The organism is Bradyrhizobium sp. MI1.11, assembly GCF_055811255.1.
Genome location: NZ_JBVVPM010000002.1, coordinates 90,098 through 116,179, shown reverse-complemented (window position 1 = coordinate 116,179; position 26,082 = coordinate 90,098). Strand labels below are relative to the sequence as shown.

Annotated in this window: 26 protein-coding genes; 8 read left to right on the top strand and 18 right to left on the bottom strand. The window is 64.9% G+C overall.

The genetic code is table 11. From position 1 onward, the window contains the following. Nucleotides 1-40 precede the first annotated feature (40 nt). Nucleotides 41-526, top strand: coding sequence for an outer membrane protein assembly factor BamE (locus tag AC0L30_RS02430; RefSeq protein WP_007603438.1), 486 nt, complete (start codon nucleotides 41-43; stop codon nucleotides 524-526). A gap of 86 nt (nucleotides 527-612) precedes the next feature. Then, nucleotides 613-1,614, top strand: coding sequence for a Bug family tripartite tricarboxylate transporter substrate binding protein (locus tag AC0L30_RS02425; protein WP_473403723.1), 1,002 nt, complete (start codon nucleotides 613-615; stop codon nucleotides 1,612-1,614). 79 nt (nucleotides 1,615-1,693) lie between these two features. On the opposite strand, the gene AC0L30_RS02420 is transcribed toward AC0L30_RS02425, so the two are convergent. The 16 genes from AC0L30_RS02420 to AC0L30_RS02345 all read right to left on the bottom strand — a co-directional run bounded on the left by AC0L30_RS02420 (nucleotide 1,694) and on the right by AC0L30_RS02345 (nucleotide 17,220). Beyond that, a complete protein-coding gene (locus tag AC0L30_RS02420; RefSeq protein ID WP_007603436.1) occupies nucleotides 1,694-1,966 on the bottom strand; it encodes an acyl carrier protein in 273 nt (90 codons plus the stop codon). Beyond that, nucleotides 1,963-3,441, bottom strand: a complete 1,479-nt coding sequence (locus AC0L30_RS02415) for a hypothetical protein (protein ID WP_007603435.1) — start codon at nucleotides 3,439-3,441, stop codon at nucleotides 1,963-1,965. The genes AC0L30_RS02420 and AC0L30_RS02415 overlap by 4 nt, the downstream gene beginning before the upstream one ends. A 35-nt stretch (nucleotides 3,442-3,476) precedes the next feature. After that, nucleotides 3,477-5,027 (bottom strand): amino acid adenylation domain-containing protein, encoded by a 1,551-nt coding sequence (locus AC0L30_RS02410; protein WP_007603434.1) that lies wholly within the window; start codon nucleotides 5,025-5,027, stop codon nucleotides 3,477-3,479. Beyond that, nucleotides 5,024-6,232: a class I SAM-dependent methyltransferase gene (locus AC0L30_RS02405; protein WP_246649478.1), complete on the bottom strand. Its 1,209-nt coding sequence runs from the start codon at nucleotides 6,230-6,232 to the stop codon at nucleotides 5,024-5,026. The genes AC0L30_RS02410 and AC0L30_RS02405 overlap by 4 nt, the downstream gene beginning before the upstream one ends. A gap of 345 nt (nucleotides 6,233-6,577) precedes the next feature. Then, nucleotides 6,578-8,698, bottom strand: coding sequence for a sodium-translocating pyrophosphatase (locus AC0L30_RS02400; protein ID WP_219685265.1), 2,121 nt, complete (start codon nucleotides 8,696-8,698; stop codon nucleotides 6,578-6,580). A 234-nt stretch (nucleotides 8,699-8,932) separates the two neighbouring features. Further along, nucleotides 8,933-9,931, bottom strand: coding sequence for a thiamine-phosphate kinase (thiL, locus tag AC0L30_RS02395; protein ID WP_007603431.1), 999 nt, complete (start codon nucleotides 9,929-9,931; stop codon nucleotides 8,933-8,935). A gap of 176 nt (nucleotides 9,932-10,107) precedes the next feature. Then, a complete protein-coding gene (nusB, locus tag AC0L30_RS02390) occupies nucleotides 10,108-10,605 on the bottom strand; it encodes a transcription antitermination factor NusB (protein ID WP_007603430.1) in 498 nt (165 codons plus the stop codon). 2 nt (nucleotides 10,606-10,607) lie between these two features. Next, nucleotides 10,608-11,099 carry a 6,7-dimethyl-8-ribityllumazine synthase gene (gene ribH, locus AC0L30_RS02385; protein ID WP_219685266.1) on the bottom strand — a complete coding sequence of 164 codons (492 nt, stop codon included), beginning with the start codon at nucleotides 11,097-11,099 and terminating at the stop codon, nucleotides 10,608-10,610. Between the two features lie 151 nt (nucleotides 11,100-11,250). Further along, nucleotides 11,251-11,877: a riboflavin synthase gene (locus tag AC0L30_RS02380; protein ID WP_007603428.1), complete on the bottom strand. Its 627-nt coding sequence runs from the start codon at nucleotides 11,875-11,877 to the stop codon at nucleotides 11,251-11,253. After that, complete coding sequence (gene ribD / locus AC0L30_RS02375) at nucleotides 11,877-13,025, bottom strand: bifunctional diaminohydroxyphosphoribosylaminopyrimidine deaminase/5-amino-6-(5-phosphoribosylamino)uracil reductase RibD (protein WP_473403722.1); 1,149 nt, start codon at nucleotides 13,023-13,025, stop codon at nucleotides 11,877-11,879. Before ribD ends, AC0L30_RS02380 begins: the two co-directional genes overlap by 1 nt. Beyond that, complete coding sequence (gene nrdR / locus AC0L30_RS02370) at nucleotides 13,022-13,504, bottom strand: transcriptional regulator NrdR (RefSeq protein ID WP_007603426.1); 483 nt, start codon at nucleotides 13,502-13,504, stop codon at nucleotides 13,022-13,024. Before nrdR ends, ribD begins: the two co-directional genes overlap by 4 nt. 29 nt (nucleotides 13,505-13,533) lie before the next feature. Then, nucleotides 13,534-14,832 carry a serine hydroxymethyltransferase gene (glyA, locus tag AC0L30_RS02365; RefSeq protein WP_007603425.1) on the bottom strand — a complete coding sequence of 433 codons (1,299 nt, stop codon included), beginning with the start codon at nucleotides 14,830-14,832 and terminating at the stop codon, nucleotides 13,534-13,536. 270 nt (nucleotides 14,833-15,102) lie between these two features. After that, nucleotides 15,103-15,324: a hypothetical protein gene (locus AC0L30_RS02360; protein ID WP_007603423.1), complete on the bottom strand. Its 222-nt coding sequence runs from the start codon at nucleotides 15,322-15,324 to the stop codon at nucleotides 15,103-15,105. Between the two features lie 37 nt (nucleotides 15,325-15,361). Continuing rightward, nucleotides 15,362-15,598 carry a hypothetical protein gene (locus AC0L30_RS02355; RefSeq protein WP_007603422.1) on the bottom strand — a complete coding sequence of 79 codons (237 nt, stop codon included), beginning with the start codon at nucleotides 15,596-15,598 and terminating at the stop codon, nucleotides 15,362-15,364. Between the two features lie 199 nt (nucleotides 15,599-15,797). Next, on the bottom strand, nucleotides 15,798-16,316 hold the full coding sequence (ldtR, locus tag AC0L30_RS02350) for a transcriptional regulator LdtR (protein ID WP_007603420.1): 519 nt from the start codon (nucleotides 16,314-16,316) through the stop codon (nucleotides 15,798-15,800). Nucleotides 16,317-16,722: 406 nt separating this feature from the next. Further along, nucleotides 16,723-17,220, bottom strand: a complete 498-nt coding sequence (locus AC0L30_RS02345; RefSeq protein ID WP_007603419.1) for a DUF6163 family protein — start codon at nucleotides 17,218-17,220, stop codon at nucleotides 16,723-16,725. Nucleotides 17,221-17,342: 122 nt separating this feature from the next. Between AC0L30_RS02345 and hemB the strand changes: the two genes are divergently transcribed. The 3 genes from hemB to AC0L30_RS02330 all read left to right on the top strand — a co-directional run bounded on the left by hemB (nucleotide 17,343) and on the right by AC0L30_RS02330 (nucleotide 20,217). Beyond that, on the top strand, nucleotides 17,343-18,404 hold the full coding sequence (gene hemB, locus AC0L30_RS02340; protein ID WP_007603418.1) for a porphobilinogen synthase: 1,062 nt from the start codon (nucleotides 17,343-17,345) through the stop codon (nucleotides 18,402-18,404). 347 nt (nucleotides 18,405-18,751) lie between these two features. Then, nucleotides 18,752-19,291 (top strand): RDD family protein, encoded by a 540-nt coding sequence (locus AC0L30_RS02335; protein WP_007611123.1) that lies wholly within the window; start codon nucleotides 18,752-18,754, stop codon nucleotides 19,289-19,291. 149 nt (nucleotides 19,292-19,440) lie between these two features. Continuing rightward, nucleotides 19,441-20,217, top strand: coding sequence for an arginyltransferase (locus AC0L30_RS02330; RefSeq protein ID WP_007603416.1), 777 nt, complete (start codon nucleotides 19,441-19,443; stop codon nucleotides 20,215-20,217). Nucleotides 20,218-20,336: 119 nt separating this feature from the next. On the opposite strand, the gene AC0L30_RS02325 is transcribed toward AC0L30_RS02330, so the two are convergent. After that, nucleotides 20,337-21,689: an Nramp family divalent metal transporter gene (locus tag AC0L30_RS02325; RefSeq protein WP_007603415.1), complete on the bottom strand. Its 1,353-nt coding sequence runs from the start codon at nucleotides 21,687-21,689 to the stop codon at nucleotides 20,337-20,339. A gap of 168 nt (nucleotides 21,690-21,857) precedes the next feature. On the opposite strand from AC0L30_RS02325, the gene AC0L30_RS02320 reads away from it, so the two are divergent. Continuing rightward, the gene (locus AC0L30_RS02320) at nucleotides 21,858-23,102 is read left to right on the top strand and encodes an MFS transporter (RefSeq protein ID WP_007603414.1); all 1,245 of its coding nucleotides are present in this window, start codon (nucleotides 21,858-21,860) and stop codon (nucleotides 23,100-23,102) included. Nucleotides 23,103-23,256: 154 nt separating this feature from the next. Here AC0L30_RS02320 and AC0L30_RS02315 read toward each other — a convergent pair whose 3' ends face one another. Continuing rightward, nucleotides 23,257-24,516 carry an adenylate/guanylate cyclase domain-containing protein gene (locus AC0L30_RS02315; protein WP_007603413.1) on the bottom strand — a complete coding sequence of 420 codons (1,260 nt, stop codon included), beginning with the start codon at nucleotides 24,514-24,516 and terminating at the stop codon, nucleotides 23,257-23,259. Nucleotides 24,517-24,699: 183 nt separating this feature from the next. On the opposite strand from AC0L30_RS02315, the gene AC0L30_RS02310 reads away from it, so the two are divergent. Both AC0L30_RS02310 and AC0L30_RS02305 read left to right on the top strand, forming a co-directional pair. Next, a complete protein-coding gene (locus tag AC0L30_RS02310; RefSeq protein ID WP_007603412.1) occupies nucleotides 24,700-25,857 on the top strand; it encodes an MFS transporter in 1,158 nt (385 codons plus the stop codon). 31 nt (nucleotides 25,858-25,888) lie between these two features. Continuing rightward, nucleotides 25,889-26,080 (top strand): hypothetical protein, encoded by a 192-nt coding sequence (locus AC0L30_RS02305; protein WP_219684702.1) that lies wholly within the window; start codon nucleotides 25,889-25,891, stop codon nucleotides 26,078-26,080. The last annotated feature ends 2 nt before the right edge of the window (nucleotides 26,081-26,082 follow it).

Sequence of the window (26,082 nt, the reverse complement as noted above, 5' to 3'; positions counted from 1 at the left end):
AGCGCCTCGCGCGACGCAAGGGGACGGAATCAGTTCCGCTATGACGATAACGAACCAGACCAGCCTGCGTGCAGACAAGCGGCGCGGCCTTCAAGCACGTTGGCGCGGCTTGCGCCTGTTCGCGGCCGCGGCCCTGGTGGGCGCTGCGCTTGCGGGCTGCACCGGCGAGCAGTTCCAGAAGGGTTACATCCTGCCGCCCAACGCGCTGGAGCAGATCCCGATCGGCGCGAGCCAGGATCAGGTGCTGATCGTGATGGGCACCCCCTCCACCGTCGCAACCCTCGACGGCGAGGTGTTCTATTACATCTCGCAGCGCTCCGAGCGCATGGTCGCCTTCATGAACCAGAAGGTGGTCGATCAGCGCGTCATCGCGGTCTATTTCGACAAGAACCGGCGCGTGCGCCGGCTTGCGAATTACGGCCTGCAGGACGGCAAGATCTTCGACTTCGTCAGCCGCACAACGCCGACGTCGGGCCAGGAGATGAGCTACCTTACGCCGATCTTCAAACTGCTCAGCTTTAACTGAGCCTTCAGCCTGCGGCCTCGTGCGGCTTGCCGTTGCGCGTCCGGTTCCATACGCTCCCCGCAAAACAAGACCCAGGGAGTGGATTCGTGCCCAATCAATTGCTGTCCCGCCGTCGTGTGCTCACCGGTGCTGCCGCCCTCTCGGCCGCAGCGATCCTGCCGCGATCGAGCCTGGCGGACTGGAAGCCCACCGAAAACGTCCGCCTCGTCGGGCCGGCGGCCGCCGGCGGCTCGACCGACGTGATGGGTCGGCTTCTGGCCGCGCATCTGCAGACCGCCTGGGGCCAATCGGCCGTGGTGGAAAACCGCTCCGGCGGCGGCGGGACGATCGGCACGGCCGAGGTGGTCCGCGCCAAGCCGGACGGCCACACCATCCTGATCGGCAATCCCGGCCCGAACGCGATCGCCTACAGCATCTTCAAGAACCTCACCTACAAGCCGGACCAGCTCCAGCCGGTCTCCAATATGATCCGGATCCCGAACATCGTCTCGGCGCATCCCAAGACCGGCATCAAGTCGATCGCCGAGCTGGTCGCCTATCTCAAGGCCAATCCGGACAAGCTCAGCTACGCCTCCTCCGGTGTCGGCCAGAGCCCTCATCTCACCGGCGCCTGGTTCCTGCAGCTCACCGGCCTGAAGATGACGCACATCCCGTTCCGCGGCGCCGGTCCCGCGCTCCAGGCGGCGCTCGCCGGCGACATCCAGATCCTGTTCGACAACCTCTATCCGAGCCTGCCGCAGGTGCAGAACGGCACCCTCACCGGCCTCTGCGTCACCACGACCGAGCGCAGCGACCTCGCGCCGAACCTGCCGACCATGCGCGAGAGCGCGCCGGAGCTTGCGGCTTTCGACGTCTCGTCGTGGTTCTCGGTGTTCCTGCCGAAAGGTGTGCAGCCTGCCGTTGTCGAAGCGCTCAACCTTCAAGTGAAGGCGATGCTCGAGCGCGACGACATCAAGAAGAACATCGTCGCCATGGGCGCCCGCGCCGACTACGGCACGCCCGACCAGTTTGCCGCCTTCGTGGACGCCGAGACGAAGAAGTTCGCCGGCATCATCCAGAAGGAAGGGCTGCAGATGGACGTGCAGTAGCCTTCGCATCCGCGGACACGGCCCAACATGCATCGCCGGCCCGTGTTTTCGGGTTGAGCGCGTGGCGACACATCGGTTGCTATGCAAGCTCGGCCGACGGCTGTCCCACCAAAGCAGCAATCGCCGAAATCGAGTCCAGGCGCGTCAAATCGAAGCCGATGTCGGAGAAGTTGATCCCGTGGTCGGTCTCAATGCTCATGATCAGCTCGACCGCGTCGAGCGAATCGAGGCGGCCGCTGGTGAACAGCAGATCGTCGTCACCTAGCGGCGCGCTGTCGCCCTTCATCAGCAGCCGCTGCACGATGTAGCGTCGCATCTGCGATCTGACTTCAGGGCCGGCTTTCGTGGTCATGTCGAGACTCCCAGGAGATAGAACAGGAATTCGGCGCGTTGCCCGAGCGAATGCTCGCGGTCGAGCGGCGCATCGAAGATGTGAATGAGACAAAAGAAGCTCGACACCCACAGGCAAGGCAGCAAGCGGCCACGCAGCCATCCTCGCGGCGCCTGTTGTGGGGCGCGGCGCATCTGCGAGAGCCCGACGCTGACGGCCAGGACAAACGTGTAGAACGCGTGGGATTGCTGACCGACCACGGCCCGCCAAAGGCCCATTTCGCCGACGAAATGAATATCGCGAATGAAGTGAAACAGCAGGTTGCCGACACAGGCCGCGGCAAAGGTGGCGAAGAACATGCGAAGCCGGCGATGGCCGCGGAGGCAGCGAACAAAGGTGGGGTAGAAGAAATGATCGACGAGCAGTTCCTTGTAGTAGAAGTAGTAGCGGTTCCAGAATTCCGCGAGCGTCGTTGACTCCAGAGGCCGGTAGGTGTTGCGCAGCAGGCGAAAGCCGGCAAGCCGCGCCGTGGCGATGATGACGCCGCCGAACACGGTCATGCTCAGCAGGTCCTCGACGAAGAAGCTGACGAGGCTCGCCCATCCGACGAAACGCGACCAGGGATGGCCCGCGAGATATTGCGGCAGGTTGTCGTCGAACATTGGAAGCTGCAAACGCCCGTGGACGAGCTCGACGAGACAGATCCTGATGATGGCGAGCACAAGGATCCAGACCGCAAGCTTGAAGCCCTTGAGCTGCGTCACCGCAAGCTCTTCGGGTGTCTTGGCCTCGAAGCGGTCGAGATACGACAGCCCCTTCCCGAACGGCGTCAGCGACGATCCCCAGAAGGGGTGGAAAACGCTCAGATGCCGCCACACCGGAGATCGCTTCCTGCCCGCATCGGCCAGACCATAGGCAAGAAACCACAAATAGGGCTGGAACGTCATCAGAAATGACCACAGCAGAACGCGCGGCAGGCCGGCCATCATCGTGGCCTGTGTCAGCGCGACGAGTGCCAGGAACGCCAGCAACAGGCTGAGCGTCGGGCGGCGGAAGACCACCGTCCCTGCGCCCTGCATGATCAGCAACCCCGCGAACAGCGCAAACACGACGGCCACCATGACCGCTTCCAGCAGCGGCTGATGGATCCGGTCGCCAACGCCTTCGTCGATCGCCAGCCGTTCGAGAAAACCTCGGTCGATCAGGAAGCCGCTGCGATAGAGCAGCAGCAAGGTTGCGAGCAGGATCAGGACGCGCCGGTACCGGCCGGCATAGGCGCACACCAGCGCGAATCCCGCCGCTGAAAAATCGATACCTATCTGCCGAAACAAAACCACGAGCAGTCCGACCGCGCAGCAGAGCAGCACGCGGCCACCGATGTCCTGGACCCCCGCCACGAGCCTCGGGTTCCGATCGATCTTCGGGATCAACCGCCACGACGGCTTCCCATGAGGACCCGACGGCGCGTAGCCGTAGGACTGGCTTTCAACACTCATCGGACAACGCGCGCGATCACGACGAGCTGTTGCATCTAAGAGGCCCTTGCAACAGCTTCGCCAAGCAGTGACACCACGGAGCGCCGGTCCGCCTTGCCATTGGCGTTGATGGGAATGTCTTCCATCCAGATGAATCGGCCCGGCACCATGTAGGCGGGAAGGTGCGCCGCGCAGTGCTGGCGCAGATCGCTTTCCGCCATTCTTGCACCCGAATACGCGGCCAGCAGCCGACTGGCACCACTGGCGTCGCGCTGCACCACGGCAAGCGCACGGGTTATTCCCCTGCACGCCATCAGCGCGTGGTCGATCTCCTCCAGCTCGACCCGATACCCCCGAAGCTTGACCTGATTATCCGCGCGACCGCGGAAGCGCAGGACGCCGGTTTCAACGTCGGCCTCCACGAGGTCGCCGCTCCGATAGAGGATCGACCGATAGCCGTCGATTAGAGGGTCCTGACAGAAACGGCGGGCCGTCTCTTGCGGGTTGTTGATGTAGCCGAGCCCTACCCCAGGGCCTCCCAGCCACAACTCGCCGGCGGTGCCCCCGGGCACCGGCTTCATCTCTTCGTCCAGAATCCGGTAGCTGAAATTGGGATTGAGCCGTCCCAGAGGAGCCAGCCCGTCCGTGGTCTCGAAAACGGATTCGACGATCTCGAAACCACTGCAAATACAGCTCGTCTCGGTCGGCCCGTAGCAATTGATCAGCTTCGCCTTGCCGGCAAACGCGTCGTGGAACCGACGAAGCCGGGCCAGCGGAAACCCCTCACCGCCGAACATGAACCGGCTGATGCTCGGCAGCCAATCCGGGCTCAGAAGGTGCATGGAGTCCAGGAACATGAAGAGGGTCGGCACGGCGAAGAAGAACGTGCACTGATGCTTGGTGATCTCCGACACCAGCTCTGCGGGGGGCCGCCCCTTCAGCGCGTCCAGCGCGACAACCGCCGCTCCGTTCAGCAAGCCGGCATAGATGTCGAAGACCGAATTGTCGAAATAGATCGGGTTGACATTCGTCAGCCGGTCACCGGGTCCAATTCCAAGATCGTTCTTCGCCCAGGCGACCAGGTGAAGCACCCCTTGATGGGGGATGACCGCGCCCTTCGGTTCGCCCGTCGATCCCGAGGTGAACATGACATAGGCCGGATCGGCCCCGGTGATCAAGGACGTCAGCGACAGATTGTCGTCTTCAAGCTGCGACAGGGCATGATGCAAGGCGGCCCGGGCACTTGCATCGCCGATCAATGTCCGCGGTCCAGCACCCTCGCGCACGCTGACGATCAGCGCGGGCCGGCATCGCTCCAGCATCAGCCGGGCACGTTCCTCCGGGGCCGCGGGATCGAGGAACGCATAGGGTGCTCCGATCTTGATGCAGGCGATCGCGAGCGCATAGGCCTCGGCGATTTTCGGCAATTCAAGGCACACCACGGCGCCCTTGTTGACGCCCCGCGATGTCAACCAGCGCGCCGACCGGTTTGCCAACTGGTTGAGCTCCGAAAAGGCAAAGCTATCGCCTTCGCAGTACAGGGCGACGGCGTCCGGCGAGGACGCAACGACCTCTTCGAAATGCAGCGCCAGATTATGGGCGGTCATACCGACGCCTCGATCATTTCATTGTCGCCGGGATCGCCCGGCGCGTTCGACGAGGCCTGCACGATCTCGGCAAAATCTCGCTGGTTGAGCGCGATCACGGCCGCGGGCAATTTCGCCTCCGGAAACTGGGCCTGCAACACGCCCCCGAACTCCATGCCGAGATGCTGAAGGAACGCGGCGGCCATCGGATCGGTCGCCAGCGGCCTGCCCTCACTTGCTCCCTGGTTCATATCGGGCACGAGGCTGCTGTTCTCGCTGCCAGCTGAAGCAGCTTCGCGATCGACACGCAGCACCACGTCATAGCGATAGCGGGTCAGCTCGTAGCTTGATCCGCGCTTGAGCAGGATTTCCGTACCCGATATCCGCGGGATGGATCGGGAAATGCCCTGAAAATAGTGGGGATGGATCACCAACTCGCGCTCCTGGGCGATCGACAGGAAGATCTTTCGCGCGAGTGCGGCATCGGTGGCACTCGAAACTTTCGCGGATTGAACTTCGCGATGGAACACCGGCAGGAGCTCGAGGTTACGAACGTCGCCGACGAAGATGTGCCCCCCAGGAGCCACCAGGCCCGCGGCTTGCTCCAAGACTGCGTGCAGGTATTCGATGCCGGGAAAGTATTGCACGACCGAGTTGAGCACCACTGCATCGAACGAATTCAGCGACAAGCCGCTCAAATCGGTGGCTTCCCGCTCGAGAAATTCGACATGCCGAAGCTCGGGCTTCGACTGTGCGAACGCACGCAGCCGCTGAACCGCTACCGGCGAGAGGTCGGTGCCGCAATATACGTCACAGCCGGGCGCGAGCTTTTCGACGAGCAAGCCGACGCCGCATCCGATCTCCAATACCCGCCTTGCACCAAGAGCACGAATTTGCAGGACCGTATGATCCAGCCAATCGACCATGTCGGGTTCGGGAATGGGCCTGTTGGTGAAGTTGCTGGTCCAACCGACGAATGACGGCACAACACCATCGGCATCATGGCGATACGCTTGATCGAAAGCGCGACGCCATTGCGCAACTCTGCGATCTGTCTCGGCCTGAAGACGCTTCGCCTTGCCGGCGCTCAGATGATCGGGGTCAATTGCGATGAAAGCGACCTCGGACTGGCCGCCGTGGCCAGGCTCGGCGCTGAAGAAAGCATCCGCCACGCCCGGATGCGCCATCAATGCCCGTTCAATCTCGTTCACAGGCCGTGCAGGCAATGGAAACCTCCCTCGTGCGGGCGGCAAGCAGCGAACCCCTGAACATACCGAGAGCGCGCCTCGCGCGGAGCATCTCCACGCGTGCTGCGGAACTCGCTAAAATGCCGCCGACAATCTCGCGTATTTCTAGAGCTCGGCCGGTTAAGCAACCTTAAATGTGGCGCACGCGTAGGATGCACATTTTCGGGCGGCTTACGCTCTCGGCATCGATGGATGGCTCTGATGACCGGATTGTTGCAGTTCCACGTCTCGTTGGCCCTTCAGATGATGCGGCGGCCCCGGCACGCACGCAAAGAAAGACCCCGCAGGCCTGCGCCGCGGGGTCTTTGTTCAGCAATGTGTACCTCAGTGCGCCAGGATCGCCAGCAGCAGCAAGGCAACGATGTTCGTGATCTTGATCATCGGGTTCACCGCCGGGCCGGCCGTGTCCTTGTAGGGATCGCCGACGGTGTCGCCGGTCACGGCCGCCTTGTGGGCGTCACTGCCCTTGCCGCCGAAATGACCGTCCTCGATGTACTTCTTGGCGTTGTCCCAGGCGCCGCCGCCCGAGGTCATGGAGATCGCGACGAACAGGCCCGTCACGATCACGCCGAGCAGCATCGCGCCCACGGCCGAGAACGCCGCCGACTTGCCGGCCGCCCCGCCCCCCGCGATCGCATAGATCACGAAGTAGACGAAGATCGGTGACAGCACCGGAAGCAGCGAGGGGATGATCATTTCCTTGATCGCCGCCTTGGTCAAAAGGTCGACCGCCTTGCCGTAATCCGGCTTGTCGGTGCCTTGCATAATGCCCGGCTTCTCGCGGAATTGTCGGCGGACCTCCTCGACGATCGCGCTCGCCGCGCGGCCCACGGCGGTCATGCCCATCGCGCCGAACAGATACGGCAAGAGCCCGCCGAACAACAGGCCCACCACGACGTAGGGGTTGTTGAGCGAGAAGTCCGGTTTGACGCCGGCGAAGTAGGCGTGGTGCGCGGAGTCCGCAATGAAGAACTTGAGATCCTCGTTGTAGGCCGCGAACAGCACCAGGGCGCCGAGACCGGCGGAGCCGATCGCGTAGCCCTTGGTCACCGCCTTGGTGGTGTTGCCGACCGCGTCGAGCGCGTCGGTCGATTTGCGAACCTCCTTCGGCAGGCCTGCCATCTCGGCAATGCCGCCGGCGTTGTCGGTGACCGGACCGAACGCGTCGAGCGCGACGACCATGCCGGCGAGCGCCAGCATCGTGGCGGTCGCGATCGCGATGCCGAACAGGCCGGCGAGGCTGTGGGTGACCAGGATGCCGGCGATGATCACGAGCGCGGGTAGCGCGGTCGATTCCATCGAGATGGCGAGGCCCTGGATCACGTTGGTGCCGTGGCCGGTCACGGAGGCCTGGGCGATCGACTTCACCGGACGATAGTCGGTGCCGGTGTAGTATTCGGTGATCCAGATGATCAGCGCGGTGACGGCGAGGCCGACCACGCCGCACTCGAACAGCGCCATGCCGGTATAGTCGACGCCGGCGAGCTTGCCGAAGCCGATCAGGTAATAGATCACGCCGGCAATGCCGACCAGCGACAGGACGCCGGTTGCGATCAGGCCCTTGTAAAGCGCGCCCATGATCGACTGGCTCGGCCCGAGCTTCACGAAGAAGGTGCCGATGATCGAGGTGATGATGCAGATGCCGCCGATGGCGAGCGGCAGCGTCATCATGTCGGCGAGGATCGGCGTCTTGGCGAAGAAGATCGCCGCCAGGACCATGGTGGCGACCGCGGTCACCGCATAGGTTTCGAACAGGTCGGCGGCCATGCCGGCGCAGTCGCCGACATTGTCGCCGACGTTGTCGGCGATGGTGGCCGGGTTGCGCGGATCGTCCTCGGGAATGCCGGCCTCGACCTTTCCGACGAGGTCGCCGCCGACGTCCGCACCCTTGGTGAAGATGCCGCCGCCGAGACGGGCGAAGATCGAGATCAGCGAGGCGCCGAAGCCGAGCGCCACCATGGCGTCGATGACGACGCGGCTGTCAGGCGCAAGCTTCAGCGAATGGACCAGGAAGCCGAAATAGAGGGTCACGCCGAGCAGCGCGAGACCCGCCACCAGCATGCCGGTGATGGCGCCCGCCTTGAAGGCAAGCTCGAGACCACCCGCGAGCGACGTCGTCGCCGCCTGGGCGGTGCGCACATTGGCGCGGACCGAGACGTTCATGCCGATGAACCCGGCCGCCCCCGACAGGATCGCGCCGATGGCAAAACCGATCGCGACATAGAGCCCCAGGAAATAGGCAAGCAGCACGAAGATGACGATGCCGACCATTCCGATCGTGGTGTATTGACGCCGCAGGTAGGCCTGTGCGCCTTCGCGCACCGCTGCCGCGATTTCCTGCATGCGCGGAGACCCCGCATCCGCGCTCAACACCGAAGACGTCGCCCAGATCGCGTAGACGACGGAAAGCACTCCGCAGAGCACAATCAACCATAATGCTGTCATGTGATTTTTTGCCTCAGATCCTTGATGAACGTACCCCCAGCGCCTTTTGTTTTCCGTCGTGCGGTGCGGCGCCTTGATTTGAAAAAGGCCGCCCCTTGCCCGAAGGCGCGGCCTTAGTCGGTCACGACCTTGCCAAAATCAAATTGAGGGTGCAACGCCAGATAAGTCCGAAAAGCCGATCTCGGCAGGTATTTAGCCGGTCTTGGCAGCCCGGACGCCGGTTTGGAGCATTTCCTAGAAGTGGCTGTAGGACAGTCGCTTCAAGACCAGCTCCTGGCCCTGCCCGTCCAGGAAGCGCGGCCGCTCATGGCCCGCGACGATCGTGCCGATCGCCGTGACGGCAAGGCCTGCCGCCCGCCCCAAGGCAATCAGTGCGTCACCTTGCGCCGGCGGAACGGTGCACAGCACCTCGTAATCGTCACCCCCGGCCAGCAGCGTCTCGACGCCAACGACCTTGCCCGCGATCAGGGCGGCGGCTGCTGCCGAGAGCGGCACGCTGGTCACGTCGATCGTGGCCGAGACGCCTGACGCCGCACAGAGCTTGGTCAGATCTCCGGCCAGCCCGTCGGAGACATCCATCGCAGCCGTCGCATGCTCACGCACGCCTTGCGCGAGAGCATTGCGGGGCTGCGGCACGCGATAGCGCGAGATCAGAGTCTCGCGCGCGTGCGAATCGGAGGCCAGCGCATTCGCCACCGCGCCGCCCTTGAGCACATCGAGGCCAAGCGCGGCGTCGCCGATCGTTCCCGTCACCAGAATACGGTCGCCCGGTTGGGCGCCGGTGCGGCCGACCATCCGCCCCTGCGGCACGCGGCCAAAGGCGGTGATCGAGATCATCTGCGGCCCCGGCGTCGACACCGTGTCGCCGCCGAGCAGCGGACAGGCGAAGGCTTTCGCATCCTCGCCGAGCGCGTCCACGAACGGCCTGAGCCAGGCGTCTTCCTTGCTGCGCAGCGCCAGTGTCAGCACGAAGCCGGCCGGCGCGGCCCCCTTGGCAGCGAGATCGGACAGGTTCACCCGCAGCGCCTTGCGCGCGATGGTATCGGGCGGATCGGTGGCAAGATAATGCACGCCCTCCACCACCGCGTCGGTGGTGACGACGATATCGCTGCCGAGCGCCTGCAGGATGGCGGCATCGTCCACCAGCCCCAACGCGCCGGGATCAGTCGCCAGCGGCTTGAAATAGCGCGCGATGAGGGAGTCTTCGGCGGAGGGATTGTGCGGGCTGGTCATTAGCGTCCGCCACATACATCGCTGTCATCGCCCGGCTTGACCGGGCGATCCAGTACGCCGAGCCGCCTCTGCTCAAGCACCACCGCCGCGGCGTACTGGAGCACCCGCCTTCGCGGGTGATGACAGCGGAATATGGGGCAGCCACATCGCATCAAATCACCGCCCTGCGCCTCAATCTACCCCCGCCCGAACTCGTCACCGCGAAACTGGCGGCCGATCTGGTCGAGCACCGCGTTGACCATGCCGGTCTCCTCGCGGTCGACGAAGGCATTGGCGACGTCGACATATTCGGAGACGACGACGCGGCCCGGCACGTCCTTGCGGTGTTCCAATTCGTAGGCCCCTGCCCGCAGCACCGCGCGCAGGATCGCTTCGATGCGCTTCAACGGCCAGCCCTTCGACAGCGCCTCGTCGATCAGCGGATCGAGCTTCTTCTGGTCGCGCACGACGCCGGAGACGACGTCGCGGAAGAACGCCGCTTCCGCAGGGAGATATGTGTCGCCCTCGACCTCGTTGCCGAGCCAGTGGCTCTCGAACTCCGCAAAAATGTCGTTGATGCCGGCACCGCCGATATCCATCTGGTACAGCGCCTGGACGGCTGCGAGCCGCGCCGCACCGCGCCGATTCGCCTTCTTCTCCGTGCCAACCGGCGGCTTCTTGTTGTTATCGGCCATGATCAAGCCCGCGCCAGCCGGCGCTTTATGCGCAGCATCGCAATCGCGGCCCGCGCGGCGTCGCCGCCCTTGTTCAGCTCGCTGGCGCGCGCCCGCGCCCAGGCCTGCGCCTCGGTGTTGACGGTGAGGATGCCGTTGCCGAGCGGCAGCTTGCGCGCCACCGCCAGGTCCATCAGCGCGCGCGAGGATTCCTGCGAGACGATCTCGAAATGGATGGTGTCGCCACGGATCACGCAGCCGAGCGCGATCGCGGCGTCATACGGCTTGCCATTGGCGGCCGCGGAATCGATCGCGATGGCGATCGCCGCAGGAATCTCCAGTGCGCCGGGAACCGTGATGACGTCGTGGGTCAGACCGGCCGCCTTCAGCTCGGCCACCGCGCCTTCCAGCATCGCGTCCTGGAGATCGTCGTAGAACCGCGCCTCGACAATCAGCGCGCGCGCGCCGGAGATGTCGGTCTGGTCCTTCAGGGGTGCGCGCCGCGCGTCTGCCATTGCTCAATCCGTCTATTTTGGGTCGGCCGTTTTGTAGTCGCCGCAAGCCGGCAAGCCAAGTTTTAAACTGTCATTCCGGCGCGATGCGAAGCATCGAACCCGGAATCTCGAGATTCCGGGTCTGGTCCTGCGGACCATCCCGGAATGACGGCTACGCAGTCATTTCCGTCAGCCGCGCCGCATAGCGGGCCATCAGATCGACCTCGATATTGACCGCATTCCCCGCCTTCCAGCCGCCGATCGTCGTGACCGTCAGGGTGTGCGGGATGATCAGCACCGAAAAGCTCACGTCCTTCACCGTATTTACCGTCAGCGAGACGCCGTCGAGCGTGATCGAGCCCTTGGTCGCGATGAACCGCGCCAGCTCCCGCGTCGTGGAGAGCTCGAACCGCGCCATGTCGGGCAGGTCCTCGCGGCTCACGAGGGTCGCGATGCCATCGGCGTGGCCGGCGACAATATGCCCGCCAAGCTCGTCGCCGATCTTGAGCGCACGCTCGAGATTAAGCCTGGTGCCGACCCTCCAGTGCTTGGCGGTCGTCAGCGCCAGCGTCTCGGCCGCGGCATCGACGTCGAACCAGGTTCTTTGAGCAGAGTCTTTGCCGCCTTCGACGCCGGACGCAACCACCGTCAGGCAGACGCCGTTGCAGGCGATCGAGGCGCCGTCCGCAATGGTGGTCTGGTCGTAGCGACAGGCGATGCGCAGCCGGTGCAACTGGCCCTGCGCCGTCGGCGTAAAGCCGACGATCTCGCCGATATCGGTGACAATGCCGGTGAACATTACGCGCGCTCGTAGATGGTGAGAGTATCCTTGTCGAAGGTCTCGCTAGCATGAACCTTGTAGGCTTGCGACTGCGTGATTTTCGACAGGGGCAATGCAGCGAGCGCATCCACCCCGTCGACGCCCACCGCCTCCGCACCGCGGAACAGCCAGATCTCGTCAACGAGGTCGGCGGCGATAAAGGACGCCGCGACGCGGCTGCCGCCCTCGACCATCAGCCGCGTGATGCCCATCCCGGCCAATGCATGCAGCACCGCCGCAAGATCGAGTCCCGAGGCGTTGCCGGGCGGCACGCGGATCACCTGGGCGCCGGCAGCACCGAGCCGCGTGGCGGCCGCGGCCTCCGCCAGTTCAGAACCCACCACCCACAGCGGAATCTCGCGCGCGGAGCCCACGAGCTTGCTTGCGCCGGGAATGCGCAGGCTCTGATCGAGCACCACGCGCACCGGTGAGCGCGCTGCCATGCCCGGCAGGCGGCAGTCGAGTAGCGGATCGTCCGCCAGCACCGTGCCGATGCCGACCAGGATGGCGTCGCTCGAGGCGCGCAGGAGATGCACCCGGTTGCGCGCCGCCTCGCCGGTGATCGCGACCGGCTTGCCGCCGGCCGCGCCGATCTTGCCGTCGGGCGAGACCGCGAGCTTCAGGATCACATGCGGGCGGTGATCCCTGACGCGACGGAAATGCCCGGCATGATCGAGGGCGGCTTCGCGCGCGCACAGACCCACATCCACCGTGATGCCGGCCGCGCGTAACCGAGCATGGCCCTGACCGGCGACCTCCGGATTGGGATCCTCGATCGCGGCCACCACCCGCTTGATGCCGGCGGCGATCACTGCGTCGGCGCACGGTGGCGACTTGCCGAAATGCGAGCACGGCTCCAGCGTGACGTAGAGCGTGGCGCCGCGCGCGCCCTCGCCCCCGCGCCGCAGCGCTTCAGGCTCGCCATGCGGTCGTCCCCCTGGTTGGGTCCAGCCGCGGCCGACAATCACGCCGTCCTTGACGATGACGGCGCCGACGGCGGGATTGGGCCAGGTACGTCCCTGCCCGCGCCTGCCGAGCGCCAGCGCAAGCTCCATGAAGCGCCGGTCGGCATCCCTGGACTCGCGCGCCTTCTGCGCGAATTGATCCTCCAGGATGCGGAAGATCATTTGCGGATCGCGGCGAGCCGCGCTTCCTCCTCACCGGAGAGCTCACCGAGCACGTCGGCGAAATCCTTGGCTTCGCGGAAATTGCGGTAGACCGAGGCGAAGCGGACATAGGCGACGTCGTCGAGCGTGCGCAGATGCTCCATCACGGTCTCGCCGATCACTTCGGAGGAGATTTCGGCTTCGCCCCCGGTCTCGAGCTCGCGCACGATGGTGGAGACCATCTTCTCCACCCTTTCCGGCTCGACCTGCCGCTTGCGCAAGCTGATCGACACCGAGCGCATCAGCTTGTCGCGGTCGAACGGAACGCGGCGGCCGTTGCGCTTGATCACCGTGAGCTCGCGCAGCTGCACGCGCTCGAAGGTGGTGAAGCGGAAATTGCAGGCGACGCACACGCGCCGCCTGCGGATCACGGAAGAGTCCTCGGTCGGACGCGAGTCCTTCACCTGCGTATCGAGACTGTTGCAGTTCGGGCAGCGCATCCGTTGACCTTGACCGGTTTTCTTGAGCCTTACTGATAGATCGGGAAACGGTCGGTGAGCGCCTTGACCCGTTCCTTGATCGCGGCTTCCACCAGCGGCGCCTTGCCGTCGGAAGATTGCGCGATCGCGTTGAGGACTTCAGCGATCATGCTGGCGACCTGCTGGAATTCAGCGACGCCGAAACCGCGGGTGGTCGCCGCTGGCGTCCCCAGACGAATACCGGAGGTGACAAACGGCGACTCGGGGTCGAAAGGAATGCCGTTCTTGTTGCAGGTGATGGCGGCGCGAACCAGCGCCTTCTCCGAGGCGTTGCCCTTCAGGCCCTTCGGCCTGAGGTCGACGAGCATCAGATGGTTATCGGTGCCGCCTGAGACAATGTCGAACCCGTGGCTCTTCATCGCTTCGGCCAGCGCCTTGGCGTTCTCGACGACGTTCTTGGCATAGACCTTGAAGTCCGGCCGCAGCGCCTCGGCAAAGGCGACTGCCTTCGCCGCGATCACATGCATCAGGGGGCCGCCCTGCAGGCCCGGGAAGATCGCCGAGTTGAATTTCTTGGTCAGCGCCTCGTCATTCCACAGCATCAGGCCGCCGCGCGGACCGCGCAGCGATTTGTGGGTCGTGGTGGTGGTGATGTGCGCGTGAGGCACCGGCGAGGCATGCACGCCGCCGGCGACGAGACCAGCGAAGTGCGCCATGTCGACCAGCAGGTACGCGCCGACGCTGTCCGCGATCTCGCGGAAGCGCTTGAAGTCCCAGGCGCGCGAATAAGCCGAGCCGCCGGCCACGATCAGCTTCGGCTTGACCTCCTCCGCCTGCTTGGCGACCGCGTCCATGTCGATGATCTGGTCCTCGCGGCGCACGGTGTAGTGCGCGGCCTTGAACCACTTGCCACTCATGTTGACGGGGGAGCCGTGGGTGAGATGGCCGCCGGCCGCAAGATCGAGGCCCATGAAGGTGTCGCCGGGCTGGAGCAGCGCCAGAAACACCGCCTGGTTCATCTGGCTGCCGGAGTTCGGCTGCACGTTGGCAAAGTTGGCGCCGAACAGCTTCTTGGCGCGATCGATCGCAAGGTTCTCGGCGACGTCGACCCACTCACAACCGCCGTAGTAACGCGCGCCCGGATAGCCTTCCGCATATTTGTTGGTCATCACCGAACCCTGCGCTTCCAGCACGGCACGGCTGACGATGTTCTCGGAGGCGATCAGCTCGACCTCGTGACGCTGGCGGCCGAGCTCGCCCTTGATGGCGGCTGCGATTTCCGGGTCAGCCTGCTCGAGCGAGGCGGTGAAAAACGAATCGGGCGCGGAGGCGGTTTTGGCGAAGGTCATCTTGCGAATATCTCCACCGCCGCAGCCTTTTGGCGGGCTACGGGCGGGTCTGGTGTGGCGATCGGAAGCGGCGTGCGCGATCTACCACATTGCCCGCAACAGGCCAAGGGTTTGCGGGTCGGGCCTGTGATTTATGCAAGATATGGTGGGATTGGAAATTTGGACGACCGGCCGGCATCCGGTCGTCCAATGCTCCCGAAAGGTCCGGGAAGGCCCGCTTTGGGCTCGAAACGCCGCGCGGTGCGACCGGCTTGACCGTCCGGCCGGCCTCTAAAGCCCGGTATACCCCGCCTTCACGGGGTCCACGCTGCCGTCGAGCTGCCGCAGATAGGTCAGGCCGCAAACCGTCAACCTGTGGGTGTCCTTCTCGCCGGCTTCCATCAACGTGTTGAGGTAGTTCGTCACCTTTTCCCGCGCCTCCGCGCTCGCCGCAGACGTGCGGTTGGCGAGCAGGTCATAGGTATGCATGATCCGGTCGATGGCAGCTTCCATGGCACCCTCTGGTTCTTGCCGCGTTTGGGAGTTGAGATCAGGCAACCGCTTTGGCCTCGGACTGCGCCTCGAACCTCACGATGGCCTTGTTGGCCAACCTGATCTTGTTGAATTCGCCGAGCTGGAGCAGCTTGATGACGATCTCGAGCAGGCGTTGGTCGGTGACGAGGGTGTCCCGGATCGCGCCGGAGCGGCGAAGATAGTTCGCGGCGATCGCGTAGGCCTCGCTCACGAGTTCCACGTTCATCACCCCAACGCCACGCTCGACCAGCATCGTCAGCCTCCGATCCGGAGGAGATAAGCATCGAACCGGGAACTCGTTCCCTGGTGTCGGGGAATTTTTTCGCAACCGCGAAATAAAAACGCACCGGTCCGGACACGGCCGGGCCGGCGCGCTTGGGGAAGCTCAGGCACGTTCGGGAGGCTTGCCGGTCTTGTTGTGGGCCGGCTTGGCCAAATCCCGTCGAAAGAGCTCAGAGACGATACAGGATCTGGTCGGTCCAGAACCGCTCGAGGCGGTGCAGCGACTTGTTCAGGGTCGAGAACTCCTCGCCCGAGATGCCGCCGACCTGCTCGACCGTCTTGACGTGCTTCTGGTAGAGCGAGTCGACGATGCGGCGGACTTCCTGGCCCTGCGGCGTCAGGCGGATGCGCACCGAGCGGCGATCAACGCGCGAGCGCTGATGGTCAAGGAAGCCGAGCTCGACGAGCTTCTTCAGATTGTAGGAGACGTTGGAGCCGAGGTAATAACCGCGCGTGCGCAGTTCGCCCGCGGTCAGCTCCTTGTCGCCGATGTTGTAGAGCAGCAGCGCCTGAACCGAGTTGATGTCCGCACGACCGCGGCGATCGAACTCGTCCTTGATGACGTCGAGCAGCCGGCGATGCAGCCGCTCCACCAGAGTCAAAGCTTCCAGATAGAGCGTCTGCACCGAACCCTGCTGGCCGGAGACGCGCTCTGCGGTATCTGCCGCAGTTGCGACGGCTTTCATCATGACACTTCCCCTGTTGTCGTTTTTATCGACACTCATTCGACGAAACTTGTGTCCCGTCTGATAGGTGCAACTTAAGGGGCTCGTTTGAAGATCGGCTTAAATAAGAGAATAAAGAGATCATGAATTTAAGACAGTGAATTGCGGATTAAGCCTGTGCCACAAGCACTTTTCGCAATAGTCTGTTGACTCTCGCAAGGTCCTGTTCACCCTCCGTCCGCCCCGATTGTCGCATTCCAGAACAGCCCCGCCCCGTTTCGAAACGGCCGCGTAAGAGCTGTGGCGGAACATGCTGGTTAGCGAAAACTTACGTCGAATTTTACGCAACCAACCGTCAACCAAGCGCGACATTCTCGTGTCCCGGACCAGCACAGCGAAGCGGCGCGCAGAGCCGGGGCACGAGAGTTTGCTATGGCGGCCGTTCGCGTGCGGCCATCCAGGCCAGTGCGAGATAGGCAGCCAGCATGAAGGCTTCGACCCCGACCACGACCAGGCTGCCGCCGTAGATGCCCGGGAACATCAGCTCGATCACCGCCATCGACACCACGGTCGTGAGCCACACCACCGCGCCCCAGGGTGTGGCGAGCCAGAGGCCAACCGCTGCAACGAGTTCGATCACAGCGAAGTAGATGGTCGAGGCCTGCCACGCCATCGACTGGTTCTCGAAGGCCTCGTCCTCGCCGCCGACGAAGCCCGTCACCTGCGCCCAATGATAGAGGCCCTTGAGGATCGAGAGCAGCGCCATCACCCGCAGGAACAGCACGAGCCGGCGCGTCCAGACATTATCGTCGGATTCAGCCCGCTCCGACGAGATCGCCGCCACCGACATTGCGCTGTCTCTGGCATTGTCTCGAACGGCGTCCCTGGCACTGTCGCGGGCCGCATCGCGGGTGGAGATCTCGGACATGCCCCCTTCTGGCTGCTTTGCCCCGCAAAATCAATCGGCTGCCATCTTTTGCGGCACGTCAAGCCGCGGTGACGGGAACCATGCGAGCTGGTATAAGAATAATTCCAGCCGGAGGAAGAGTGATGGCGATCAAATACGGACGTCCGATCGAATTGCGCGAGGTCTCGCGCCGGGATGGCACTGGGGCCTCCCCTGCCCTCGATCTGACCGTCCGCCCGCGCCGCAACCGCAAGGCCGAATGGGCCCGGCGCATGGTGCGCGAGAACGTGCTCACGACCGACGATCTGATCTGGCCGCTGTTCCTGATCGACGGCAACAACAAGCGCGAGCAGATCGCCTCGATGCCGGGCGTCGAGCGTCTCAGCGTCGACCAGGCCGTGCGCGACGCCGAGCGCGCGATGAAGCTCACCATCCCCTGCCTCGCGCTGTTTCCCTATACCGAGCCGTCTCTGCGCGACGAGGAGGGCTCGGAAGCCACCAACCCGAACAATCTGGTCTGCCAGGCGGTCCGCGCGATCAAGAAGGAGTTTCCGGAGATCGGCATTCTCTGCGACGTCGCGCTCGATCCCTTCACCAGCCACGGCCATGACGGCCTGATCTCCGACGGCAAGATCCTGAACGACGAGACGGTCGCCGTGCTGGTGCGTCAGGCCCTGGTGCAGGCCGAAGCCGGCTGCGACATCATCGCGCCCTCCGACATGATGGACGGCCGCGTCGCCGCGATCCGCGAGGGCCTGGATCGCACCGGTCTGCTTGACGTGCAGATCATGGCCTATGCCGCAAAGTACGCCTCCGCCTTCTACGGCCCGTTCCGCGATGCCATCGGCTCGGCCAAGACGCTCACCGGCGACAAGCGCACCTACCAGATGGACAGCGCCAACACCGACGAGGCGTTGCGCGAGGTCGAGCTCGACATCGCCGAGGGCGCCGACATGGTGATGGTCAAGCCCGGCATGCCCTATCTCGACGTCGTCCGCCGCGTGAAGGACACGTTCGCGATGCCGACCTTCGCCTACCAAGTGTCCGGCGAATACGCGATGATCGCGGCCGCCGCCAACAACGGCTGGCTCGACGGCGACCGCGCCATGATGGAGAGCCTGCTCGCCTTCAAGCGCGCCGGCGCCGACGGCGTGCTGAGTTATTTCGCACCGAAGGCGGCGGAGAAGCTGCGGGCACAGGGGTAAGCCCCAATGTCGTCCCGGCGAAGGCCGGGCGCCCCTGTCTCTTATCGTCGTCCTGGCGAAAGCCAAGACCCATACCGCGTGATCTATCAAGAGCACGCGGTATCGACACCGGCGAACGTACCAACCTCCAGCCTTCGCCAAACTTCTCCCTGGGGTAATGGGTCCTGGCTTTCGCCAGGACGACACTGAGGGGTGTGGCGCCAGCTCCCGCTCTCCCGGCTACCGCCGCCCCCGAATCGCCGGAATATTTCGGCTTGTTAATGTCGGCACCCTTGGCGCGCGGACGACCTGTTCCCATGTCCTTCCACGGGAGTCCTGCCACGGGAGTTTCCCTCGGGAGAACGGTCATGTCGTATTCGGACTCGGGCAATGCCTGGCGCAATGACGGCGGGGCGCAGCCGCATGCCTATGATCCCTATCTGCACCCAGAACTGTTCCGCGGCGTTGCGACGCGGCGGGTGTTCGCCTTCCTGATCGACATGGTCGTGATCTCGGTGCCGGTGATCCTCGGCTACCTCTTCATCGCGGTGTTCGGCGTGGTTACGCTCGGCATCGGCTGGGCGCTGTTCTGGCTAGCCTGGCCGGCCTCCGTGATCTGGGCCATCGTCTATTACGGCGCCTGCATCGGCGGTCCGTCGTCCGCGACCATCGGCATGCGCGTGATGGATCTGGAGCTCCGCACCTGGTACGGCGCGCCCGGCTATTTCGTGCTCGGCGCCACCCACGCCGTGCTGTTCTGGGTGACCGTTTCGTTCCTGTCGCCCTTCGTGGTGCTGGTCGGGCTGTTCAACGGCCGCAGGCGCTTGCTGCAGGATTTCGTGCTGGGAACGGTCGTGATCAACAATTCCGTTCGTGCGCCGGTGCCTCAGGGCGCCAGAACCTACTGATCAAAGGACCTACTGATCAACCAACCCGGATCAAGAACCTATCAACCTGGACCCGCTATGCTGACCGATCTGACCTGCCGAGTAGACCGATTGACCGGGGGCTTTTGTAGCGCGATGCTGATGCACATTTTGGAGGCCCACGACGTCCCTTGACCCAGCACTCGCGCGACACCCCACAATTTTACCTCACGGCGCCGTCCCCCTGCCCCTATCTGCCGGGCCGACACGAGCGCAAGGTGTTTACGCACCTCGTAGGTGAGCGCGCCGGTGACCTCAACGACCTCCTGACCCATGGCGGCTTCCGTCGTAGCCAATCCATCGCCTACCGTCCGGCCTGCGACCAGTGTCGCGCCTGCGTCTCGGTCCGGGTGATCGCCAACGAGTTCCGCCCCTCCCGCAACTTCCGCAAGGTGATCGCGCGCAACGCCGACATCATCGGTGAGCAGCGCAGCGCGGTGCCGACCTCCGAGCAATATTCGGTGTTCCGCGCCTATCTCGATTCCCGTCACCGCCACGGCGGCATGGCCGACATGACCGTGCTCGACTATGCCATGATGGTCGAGGACAGCCATGTCGAGACCCGCATCATCGAGTACCGCAAGCGTGGTCCCGACAGCGGCATCACCGGCCGCGGCGAGGAGCTGATCGCGGTCGCGCTGACCGACGTGCTCAGCGACGGCCTGTCGATGGTCTATTCGTTCTTCGAGCCGGGCGAAGTCAGCCGCTCGATGGGCACCTTCATGATCCTCGACCACATCGCCCGCGCCCGCCGGCAAGGACTGCCTTACGTCTATCTCGGCTACTGGATCGAAGGCTCGAAGAAGATGGACTACAAGGCCCGCTTCCTGCCGCAGCAGCGCCTCGCGCCGTCAGGCTGGCTGCGCATCGACGCGCAAGGCGACGCGGCATCCGAGCCGCAGGATTAGCTCTCCGTCGTGCCGCGAAATCGGGGCATCCAGTACGCCGCGGCTTCTCGGGTCAATCACAACCGTCTCTGGAATACTGGGTCGTCCGGTCGAGCCGGACGACGACAGCCGCGATGTGTTCACCCGAACAGCGTATCCGCCAGCAGCTTCAAGTTCAAAACCACGATGATGCCGGCAACGATCCACGCGATCGCCGCGACCCACGCCGGGATGACGAACTTGCCCATCTTGCGGCGGTCGGAGACGAAGCGGACCAGCGGGATGACGGCGAACGGCAATTGCATCGACAGCACGACCTGGCTGAACACCAGCAGATCAGCCGTGCCGCGCTCGCCGTAGATCGCGGTGACGACAATCACGGGAACGATCGCGATGCCGCGCGTCAGCAACCGGCGCGCCCAGCTCGGCAGGCGCAGGTCGAGAAAGCCTTCCATCACGATCTGTCCGGCGAGCGTCGCCGTCACCGTTGAATTCAGGCCCGAGGCGAGCAGCGCCACCGCGAACAGCGTCGAGGCGATGCCGAGGCCAAGCAGCGGAGACAGCAGCTCGAAGGCCTGGCCGATCTCGGCGACGTCGGAATGGCCGCTCTTGTGGAAAGTTGCGGCAGCCACGACGAGGATCGCGGCATTGATGAACAGCGCAAGCATCAGGGCGACGGTCGAGTCCGTGGTCGCCCATTTGATCGCCTCGCGCCGGCCGGTATCGTTGCGCTCATAGGCGCGCGTCTGCACGATCGAGGAGTGCAGATAGAGATTATGCGGCATCACGGTGGCGCCGATGATGCCGATCGCGATGTAGAGCATCTCGGGGTTGGTGAAGATCTCGGTCTTCGGCACAAATCCCTTCAGCATCTCGGCCACCGGCGGTGCTGCCGCGGCAAGCTGGACCGTGAAGCAGACTGCGATCACGACAAGCAATGCGATGACGAAGGCTTCGAGGAAGCGGAAGCCACGGTTCATCAGGATGAGCAGCAAAAAAGCATCCAGCGCAGCGATCAGCGCGCCGCCGATCAGGGGAATGCCGAACAGGAGTTTTAGCGCAATTGCCGTGCCGATCACCTCGGCGAGATCGCAGGCGATGATCGCCGCCTCGCAGGCGATCCAGAGCAGGAAATTCACGGCCGGCGAATAGGTCGCACGGCAGGCCTGCGCGAGATCTCGGTCGGTGACGATGCCGAGCCGCGCTGCCAGCGACTGGAGCAGGATCGCCATCAAATTCGAGAGCAGAATGACCGAGAGCAGCGTGTAACCGAACTTGGACCCGCCTGCGAGGTCGGTCGCCCAATTTCCGGGGTCCATGTAGCCGACCGAGACCAGATAGCCCGGGCCGACAAAGGCGAGCAGGCGCCGCCACCACACCCCCGCGATGGGGAGGGCGACCGAGGCATTCACCTCCGCCAGGCTCTTGGTCGCAGGCGCATCATTGCGCCAGCCGGCGGCGTCTCGGGTCAGATCGGGAGAGCGAGCATCCATGGGGCGAGAATACCGAAGTCGAGCCTTATTGCAACTCATTTGCAACTGCATCTAGCCGCATCGGTCCCTCGGCGGCCGCTATGTGCCGCCCCTGTCGGGAAGCGGGTGGGTTTGGCGGCCTTCCGAGGCAGATACTCGGCGCCAACCCGACTTTGCAGGAAATGAGCCATGTCAAATCCGCTTCGCCTCCCCGAGACATTCAACCGCCTCGCCTGGTCGAACCTGGCGGCACAGTCGGCCGAACAGATCGCGCTGGCCGCGGCCCCCATCGTCGCGGTGCTGACGCTCGGCGTCGCCGAAGGCCAGACCGGCCTGCTCCAGACCGCGCTGACCCTGCCCTTCGTCCTCTTCGCCATCCCGGCCGGCCTGCTGGCCGACCGCATCTCCCGCCGTTCGCTGATGGCGGGCGCCGAGGCGCTGCGTGCCGCGGCCCTTGCAGCGATCGTGCTGCTGCTCGCGCTCGGCGCGCTCAACCTGCCGCTGCTTGCGCTACTCGGCTTTGCCGCCGTGTGCGGTACCGTCGTCTACAGCGTGGCCGCGCCGGCGCTGGTGCCCTCGCTGGTGAGTTCGGACCTGTTGCCGGCGGCCAATGCGCGGATCGAGCTCGCACGCACCATCGCCTTCGCCAGCGGGCCTGCGCTTGGTGGCGCGCTGGTGGGGTGGTGGGGCGCGAGCCCGGCCTTCGGCTTCGCGGCCGCGCTCTCGGCTATCGCCGTCGTGCTGCTCTCCGGCATCTACGAGCCCGCCCGCACGCCGGCGCCACGGCGGCATCCGCTCCAGGACATCCGCGAGGGCGCGGCCTTCGTGTTTCATCATCCGCTGCTGCGGCCGGTCTTCATCACCCAGTTCATCTTCAACACCGGATGGTTCCTGCAGATCGCGGTGTTCGTGCCCTACGCCGTACGTCACCTCGGCCTAAACGCGGTCGGCGTCGGCACCGTGCTGACGATGTACGGTGTCGGCATGGTGATCGGCGCGCTGTTCGCCACGCGCGTGATGAAGCGCGTCGCGTTCGGCACGGTGGTCGGCCTTGGCCCCGTCACCGGCTTCGTCGCCGCAATGGTGATGGCGCTGACGGTGCTGGTCCCCTCCCCCTGGCTTGCCGCCTTGAGCTTCTTCCTGCTCGGCGTCGGGCCGATCCTGTGGGTGATCTCGACCACAACGCTGCGCCAGTCGGTGACGCCGCCTCGCCTGCTCGGCCGCGTTTCCGCCATCAACATCATGAGCTACGGCGCCCGCCCGGTCGGCTCGGCGCTGGGTGCGATCGTCGGCGGCCTCTGGAGCGCGGAAGCGTGCCTCTATCTCGCCGCCGCCGTGTTCGGCGTGCAGGCGCTGGTGATCTGGCTCTCGCCCGCGGTGGCCCTGGACCGGCAGCCCGACATGGTGGGCGATGAGGCGGTGGCGCGGTGTTAGGCAGTTCCTCCGCCGTCGTCCTGGCGAAAGCCAGGATCCATTACCCCAGGGAGAAGTTTGGCAAAAATCGCCAACTATGAGTCTTCGCAAAACTGCAGGCGGTGGTTATGGGTCCTGGCTTTCGCCAGGACGACATTGGGGGGCACCGCGGAATTTAATTCGCCAGATACCGCTCGTAGCTCCCCGTCACCGGCTCGCTCGCATCCACCTCGGGATCGAGCGTGTAGAGATCCTGCGCGCGGCCGATGCCGCGCAACGCGTAGCGGCCGGTGGAGACGAGATAGCGGCGGCCGGCGGCATCGAGGCCCTTGTAGAACTCCGCCGAGGCCAGCAGCTCGCGATCGACCGAACGGCTCATCGAGGCGATGCGACTGACCTCGTTCACGGTCGGACCGACCACGGTGAAGTCGAGCCGGTCCTCGCTGCCGATATTGCCGTAGAAGACCTCGCCGACATGCAGGCCGATATAGGCGGACGTGGTGGGACGGCCCTCGGCGCCCCGCCGCAGATTGAGCGCTGCAACGTTCTTGCGGAATAGATGCTCGGCGCGCAGCGCCGCGCGCCGAGCATGCGCCATGTCTTCGCCGGTGAACATCGCGAGCACGCCGTCGCCGATCAGCTTCAGCACGTCGCCGCCGGCGTCGTGGATCGCGTCGATCACGGCCTGCGCATAGTCGTTCAGGAACGGGATGATCTCGTCGGGGCCGATGCTCTCGCTGATTCCGGTCGAGCCGCGCAGATCCGAATACCACAGCACGGCGTTGATGCGCTCCGTGACGCCGCGCGAGATACGTCCGCTCAAGACCTGCTCTGACGCATCGCGTCCGAGATAGACGCGGCCGAGCGTGCGCGCGATGTCGACCTGCTGCGCCGACTTGATCGCGAGCCCCAGCACCGGCACGAGATCGCGCAGCGCGGCGAGCTCGCCTTCGGCGAAGCCGCTGTCGCGTCGCGTTGTCCAGGAGGAGTAGAGGCAATCCATCTGCCCGAGCGCTCCGGTCTCCCCGAAGCGATGCACAAAGGCCAGGAAATGGCGGTGACCCGTTTCAGCGAGCTCGCCGATCTGCGAGAAATCGAGCGAGGGCGCGTCGGCGAGATCGATCACCATCTCGTCGTGACCATGCTCGAGCAAATGATAGAACACCGACCGGCGCCAATTGTTGGCCGCGTCGCCCTCGGCCGTCGAGCCGTATTCGACCACGTCGCTCTCGTTGGTCGGCGTATCGCTCCAGCGGAAGGCGCGTCCCTCGTAGATCGGGTGCAGCGTATCGATGACGACAAGCCCACGCGAGAGTTCCAGCCCCTCGGCGCGGCAGCGCTCGCAGAAGCCCCGCAGCAGTTCGGGTTCGGGCAGGCCGGTGAGCCCCTGGCCGGCCAACCAGTTCATCAGCGCAAGGCGCGAGGTCAATTGCATGCGCCATTATGCCGTGCATTCGTGACGAGCGAAAGGCGGCGCGCGGAGCTTGCGCCGCCAAAGCTCCGCTCACGGGCAAGGCTCCCACCGGCGGCAGGTCGCATATGTCGCGGACGCTGTTGACGTCCCCCCGCCTCGGGCGCAAATGCGAATGATGACACGGCCGATCAGAAATACGGGGATATGAGCCAGCGCCAGCTTCCGATCATCCTGGCGCTCGGTACCACGCAGACCCTGGCCTGGGCCTCGAGCTACTATCTGCCGGCGCTGCTTGCCGATCCCATGGCGCGCGATCTCGGCATCTCCTCCAACTGGGTCTTTGGCGCGTTCTCGGCCTCGCTGGTGATCTCTGCGCTGCTCGGGCCACGCATCGGGCGACAGATCGATCTGGTCGGCGGCCGGCAGGTCCTCTCGGTGTCGAACCTGACGATCGCTGCCGGTCTCGTTCTGCTCGGCCTCTCGCAATCGGTGGCGGTGATGGCGATGGCCTGGCTCGTGCTCGGCATCGGCATGGCGATGGGGCTTTACGACGCCGCCTTCGCCGCGCTCGGCCGCATCTACGGCACCGAGGCGCGCAGGCCGATCACCGGCATCACGCTGATGGCGGGCTTCGCATCGACCGTCGGCTGGCCGCTCACCGCCTGGGGCCTTGCCCATATCGGCTGGCGCGAGACCTGCTTCGCCTGGGCCGCCGCCAACATCCTGATCGGCCTGCCCCTGAATTTCTTTGTGCTGCCGACGATCAAGGGCGCCAAGCAAGCTAAGGCGGCGGCAGAGAAGCCGCATCTGCCGCTCGACCGCACCATGATCCTGCTCGCGTTCGTCTTCGCCGCAGTCTGGACTGTCACCGGCGCGATGGCCGCGCATTTCCCGCGCATCCTGGAGACCACCGGCGCGACGCCGGTCGAGGCGATCGCGGCCGGTGCGCTGATCGGCCCCGCGCAAGTCGCGGCGCGGGTTCTGGAAGCGGGCTTCCTCAGCCGCTTTCATCCGCTGTGGTCGACGCGGCTCGCCTGCCTCACCCACCCGATCGGCGCCGTGGTCGTGGCGATCTTCGGCGGCGCCGCGGCCAGTGCGTTTGCGCTGTTCCACGGCTCCGGCAACGGCATCCTGACCATCGCGCGCGGCACGCTGCCGCTGTCGATCTTCGGCCCCAAGGATTTCGGCTATCGCCTCGGCATCATCGGCGCGCCGGCACGGATGGCGCAGGCCGTGGCGCCGCTGGCCTTCGGCCTGCTCATCGACGTCATGGGGGCGAAGGTGCTGATCGTCTCCTCTGCGCTCAGCCTCTCGGCGTTGGCCGCGCTGTTCATGATCCGCGCACAACCGCGGCCGGATTGACCCGGCGGGAGCTTTCGCGCACAAGCGGAGCATGACCGAAGACACCCGCCCGCCCCGCACATTCAAAGGCCTCTTGCGCTGGGCGACCACGCCGCCACAGGCCTGGGGTGTCTATCTCCTCGCCATCATCCTGGTCTGGCTGGTCTCCTTCTACGCCGGCTCGCTGAAGCCGAAGAAGACGCTGGACGCGAGCCCGCCCGCCGTGACTGCACCGAAAGGCTAGCC